8 protein-coding genes are annotated in these 4,713 nt (G+C 38.0%); all 8 read left to right on the top strand.

Features of this window, described 5'->3' with window-relative positions:
- Positions 1–196 (top strand): ATP-binding protein (locus tag K6C05_RS08455; RefSeq protein WP_296733612.1); only part of this gene is annotated, 196 nt, incomplete at its 5' end.
- Positions 197–220: 24 nt separating this feature from the next.
- Positions 221–625: a nucleoside 2-deoxyribosyltransferase gene (locus K6C05_RS08450; protein ID WP_296733610.1), complete on the top strand. Its 405-nt coding sequence runs from the start codon at positions 221–223 to the stop codon at positions 623–625.
- 2 nt (positions 626–627) lie between these two features.
- Positions 628–897, top strand: coding sequence for a hypothetical protein (locus tag K6C05_RS08445; RefSeq protein ID WP_296733608.1), 270 nt, complete (start codon positions 628–630; stop codon positions 895–897).
- A gap of 38 nt (positions 898–935) precedes the next feature.
- On the top strand, positions 936–2,015 hold the full coding sequence (locus K6C05_RS08440) for an ADP-ribosylglycohydrolase family protein (RefSeq protein ID WP_296733605.1): 1,080 nt from the start codon (positions 936–938) through the stop codon (positions 2,013–2,015).
- A gap of 74 nt (positions 2,016–2,089) precedes the next feature.
- Positions 2,090–3,049: a PD-(D/E)XK nuclease family protein gene (locus K6C05_RS08435; protein ID WP_296733603.1), complete on the top strand. Its 960-nt coding sequence runs from the start codon at positions 2,090–2,092 to the stop codon at positions 3,047–3,049.
- Positions 3,050–3,395: 346 nt separating this feature from the next.
- On the top strand, positions 3,396–3,602 hold the full coding sequence (locus tag K6C05_RS08430; protein WP_296733601.1) for a hypothetical protein: 207 nt from the start codon (positions 3,396–3,398) through the stop codon (positions 3,600–3,602).
- Between the two features lie 35 nt (positions 3,603–3,637).
- A complete protein-coding gene (locus tag K6C05_RS08425; RefSeq protein WP_296733599.1) occupies positions 3,638–3,853 on the top strand; it encodes a hypothetical protein in 216 nt (71 codons plus the stop codon).
- An 8-nt stretch (positions 3,854–3,861) separates the two neighbouring features.
- A complete protein-coding gene (locus tag K6C05_RS08420) occupies positions 3,862–4,521 on the top strand; it encodes a hypothetical protein (RefSeq protein ID WP_296733598.1) in 660 nt (219 codons plus the stop codon).
- Positions 4,522–4,713: the final 192 nt, after the last annotated feature.

Here is a 4,713-nt window from a genome sequence, read left to right as displayed (position 1 = left end):
AGTTACATTGGCCCATAATGGAGTACTTTTTTTGGATGAATTGCCTGAATTCAGCAAGAAGGCTTTGGAGGTCCTGCGTGAGCCCTTGGAGGATAGGGTCATAACCATATCCAGGGCCCATGGCACCATGACCTTTCCCTCCAGTTTTATTCTTTTGGCATCAGCGAACACGGATATTTTGAGAATGATTAAATAGACATTATGAAATGAGGTACAGACAATGAAAATTTATTTTGCTGGCTCCATTCGTGGTGGCAGACAGGATGCGGAACTCTATCGTAAAGTCATAGCTGCCTTAAAGGAAAAGCATCAGGTCCTTACTGAGCATGTGGGGGATTTGAGCATTTCAATTGTTGAAGATAAAGGGGATAAGGCAATTTATGAGCAGGACACGGCATGGCTTCGTGAATGTGATGTTGTGGTGGCTGAGTGTACCCAGGTGTCTCTTGGGGTTGGTTATGAGCTGGCTTATGCTGAAGCCCATAACAAGGAAGTACATATCTTTTACCGCCCTAATGAAACACAGCTTTCCGCCATGCTCTCCGGGAACGAATATTTTAAGATACACCGCTATAACAGTGAAGATGAACTGTTGGCGCTGGTGAAAAAATTGTGGGGGTTCTGAAAATGATTACTAAAGATGAGGCAATAAAAATGGTTGAAGAAGTACATGATCGATGCGATATTAGTGATGTTTTTGATGAAAAAGATTGCTATATATTTAATCTTGTCTGGAAAAGTAATGGAATTACTTCAGTCGCATCACCTGTTAAGGTTGATAAAAAAACTGGAGAAATGTCAAGAATTGACATCCTTAGAGAAGTACGGGAAAAATCAAAAGGAAAAGGTTATCAGGAAATCCCCGATTGGATGCTTTCTGTAAAATCAGATAGATGATCAAAATGATTACTTTAAATTAGGATGGAGTGATCTGTATGTTGGGGGCAATAATTGGTGACCTCGTTGGCTCTGTTTATGAGTGGGATAATATTAAAACAAAAAAATTTCCATTATTCCGTGAGGATTGCTTTTTTACGGATGATACCGTAATGACATGTGCCGTTGCTGAAGCAATTATGAACGGTGGGGAAAAGGACGATTTCATAGATGCTATGAAGAAGTACGGCAGAATGTATCCTGATGCCGGATATGGTTGTAGATTTGGGATGTGGCTTTTTTCAAATATTCGTGAACCATATAACAGCTTCGGAAATGGGGCGGCTATGAGAGTTTCTCCCTGTGGTTGGATGATGGATTGCGGCTTTATGGGGAGAACTGGATGTTGGCCCCGTAACGGAAGGGCCAGAGCAAAACTTTCTGCCGAAGTTACCCATAATCATCCAGAGGGGATAAAGGGGGCCATGGCAACTGCTGATGCAATTTTTTTAAGTCGCTTTTATTTTACTGGTCATTATAGAGATTTTGATATACCTATACATGATAATCATGACGAATGTAAAAGACGTATAAAGAACCATATTGAAAAGGAATATGGTTATGATCTTTCAAAAACTTTGGATGAGATTCGCCCTACATACGAGTTTAATGAAACATGCCAGGACACTGTACCACAGGCTATAATAGCATTTTTGGAAAGTACGGATTTTGAGGATGCCATTCGTAATGCCATATCCCTTGGTGGTGACAGTGATACATTGGCAGCTATTACTGGAAGTATTGCTGAGGCTGCTTATGGTATCCCTGATTGGATTAAAGAAAAAGCATATTTATATTTAGATGATACGCTCCTTGATGTGCTGCAGCGGTGGAGAAGCTTTTGCTTGCAACGTAATCCGCATATTTTTGACTCAAAGATTCCCCATTTGGATGAAATATGTAAAATGAAGTCGGAGGAAAACTCGACACATTCAATGGGGGTTAATGTAGTGGGAACAGCTGAGGTTACAAAAGAAGAACAAATAATGTGTATTGATTTCTTTTTAACTCAAGGGCTCATTACTAAAGAGGAATATCAAAAAAAGCTTGATGAAATTAACGAGAAATATTCGGATTGAATAATCCATCATTGTTGTATAATTAGACTTAAGAAAGGCCAGAACTCTTATCAATGGTGCAGGAGGACTATATTATGGCTAATAAGATTACATGCTCATTATGTACTGTTTTTGAACATGATATGGATGTTATGTTTATGCAAGGTCTGCTTTCGGATAATGGATTTCTGGCACTTTTTCTTAGTAAGACGGACTGGCACAATAAGGGGCTGAAGCCTATCCATGGGGAATTATCAAATACTGATGCAGATCTTGGCGAAACTGATATTATGATAATGCTGACTGATGGCACTAAAAAATACACTTTGCTTATTGAGGACAAAATTGATGCCGTTGCCCAGCCAGAACAGTATCAAAGATATATTAAGCGGGGAGATAAGGGTGTTGCCGCTGGTGAATATAGTGATTATCGGATATTTATTGTTTGCCCGGAAAAATACTACCAGTTTGATAATGAAGCGAAAAATTACAAGTATTATGTTACCTATGAGGAATGTGCTGAGTATTTCAAGATAAAGGACAATGCCATGAGTAATCTGCGTTATCAAGAGATAATGCAGGCCCTGGAAAAGACAAAACGGCCTTCCCAGGTAACTGTTATTGATGAAGCCAACAAATTTTTCAAGCAATACTGTGATTACCAGAAAGCAAATTATCCTACGCTGGATATCCGCACCAAGGATACCAGCAATGGATATTGGGTGGAGTACAGAACTGCTTTTCCTTACGAAAGAATTAATTTGATACATAAAATGCCTAATGGTTATGTGGACTTGGTTTTTGCAAGAAGCAAGGAGAATATCGCCAAGTTGGAATATATCTGTGAATGGTTAAATAGTCACGGGATGCCTGGTATTTCTGCGCATCCTACTGGGAAATCTACGGTTTTAAGGATTAATGTGCCTGCGCTACATTATGAGACTGGATTCACTAATGTTCCAAAAGAAAATATAGATAACTGTTTTCATGCCATTTCTAAAATGGTGGAGATAGCCAAATTGCTGAATAGCATACAATCTTTTTTAGAGAAATAATAATGTAAAGGTTGGAGGATTCAAGAGAAATACGAATTGATGGGAATACCTCCTTGGATGTTAAAGAAAGAGGATTAATTTTTATAATAATTAAGGCTGGTCTAGTGATATGTACCCTCTTTCCTGGACATCCAGGAAGGGGGGTATATTTTTTATGTGCGGAGCGCAGCTGCTCCGACGGCATACGCCACCCATAGAACAAATGATTTCTATGTTGGCTATATTTTTGCACAGGTAAGTCTTTTCAAGTTTAATCTAAAATGATAGCATACAGATAATAAATATTGATTAACTTAAATTACACATCAAAAATTGATGGCGTTCACCTAGAAGGGAGGCTTATAGTATGGATGATAGTCTGTATGACAAAATGTGGGAATATGTAAAAAAGTATGATGATGTTTTTGAGGAAGCTACCTTCCCCACTATTCCGCTGTGTTCTAAATGGCCTCCTGAGGAAGTAATAGCGAACATAAATAAATGTTTAGAAACAGGTAAAACAATAGAGGAAATGGGGATGTATAAGACCCCTCCTTTAGATGTTGATATCTAAGCGAATATGCCTTTAAAAAAAGGGGGTGCGTGGGCGTGTCAGCTAAGTATGAGTTTTACAAAGAAAATAAGGATGATTTAATTTACTGGGTAGATGAACCACGCAAAATAGGAGAACATCTTTTTAGCTTCGACAAAAAGAAAGTCTTTAATCTTTTTTCAGATTATCCATGGAAGCTAACTAAGGAACAAAAGGACATATTCGACCGGGAAAATCCCTACTGGGCGGAGTTTTTCAAGGATAGAACGTAATTCATTATATGGAGGGTAATTCAACTTCAGATGTAAGAGAGGAGACGGTCGGTATGAATCCTAGTGATATTGGTTTCCGTGGTTTATATCATAATTTCATTATTTTGCAATTAACAGAGCGGCTAAAAAGTGTTGCTAATGATTTCCCAGGGGCTAAGAATGCAGAGTATGCCTTGGTTTATGGGTATATTGATCATACTGCTGGTTTAACTCTTGAAATTTTAGCGTTAGGTAATAAAAGTGGTAGTGGTGTTCACTTTGAAAATGGGAACAATACGATACGTTCATTTATCAGAATAGGAGCAGTGAAAGACTGTGTATTTTACAGTGCTGATAGTACCGAAGAATATGTATCTCGGTATATGGAAAAGATAGAAATGCTAAAAGGGTATGCGCCATCAGAAGATATAGAGAAAATTCGTGACATGACTTTGTTGGATTCTTGTCGGAGTGACGAATACCCTGATGATGTTTTGGTATATTTAATTAAAGAAGATTGTAAGCCTGAAGGATGTTGGGTAAGAGTTGAGAAAATTGACGAGCCAAGATTAGCTGGCATTCTGCTAAATGAGCCTGAACAAAATATAGGATGCCATAAAGGCGACATGGTACGGTTTCGCATTCAGCAATTAAAAGACGGAACTATAGTCTGCTTCTCGAATTTTTGATTGAAATCTGTTTATCAAATACGACCCTCTCAAAATGAACTGCAAAGGATTTGATGGAGAATGATTAACAAGGATGAAGCAATAAAAATTATCACTACTGAATTTTATTGTTGTAATATACACTCAATTATAGAAAAAGATGATTCGTTCATATTTAATTTAGTAGATAAAATAGGCGGAAAACCATCTGTA

Source organism: Anaerovibrio sp., from assembly GCF_024697385.1.
Lineage (GTDB): Bacteria > Bacillota > Negativicutes > Selenomonadales > Selenomonadaceae > Anaerovibrio.
This window is presented reverse-complemented; position numbering and strand designations above follow the sequence as displayed.

What these genes read in the sequence shown, in the direction of transcription:
- K6C05_RS08450 (WP_296733610.1), top strand. Translation starts at nt 221, where the DNA reads ATGAAAATTTATTTTGCTGGCTCCATTCGTGGTGGCAGACAGGATGCG.
- K6C05_RS08445 (WP_296733608.1), top strand. Translation starts at nt 628, where the DNA reads ATGATTACTAAAGATGAGGCAATAAAAATGGTTGAAGAAGTACATGAT.
- K6C05_RS08440 (WP_296733605.1), top strand. Translation starts at nt 936, where the DNA reads ATGTTGGGGGCAATAATTGGTGACCTCGTTGGCTCTGTTTATGAGTGG.
- K6C05_RS08435 (WP_296733603.1), top strand. Translation starts at nt 2,090, where the DNA reads ATGGCTAATAAGATTACATGCTCATTATGTACTGTTTTTGAACATGAT.
- K6C05_RS08430 (WP_296733601.1), top strand. Translation starts at nt 3,396, where the DNA reads ATGGATGATAGTCTGTATGACAAAATGTGGGAATATGTAAAAAAGTAT.
- K6C05_RS08420 (WP_296733598.1), top strand. Translation starts at nt 3,862, where the DNA reads ATGGAGGGTAATTCAACTTCAGATGTAAGAGAGGAGACGGTCGGTATG.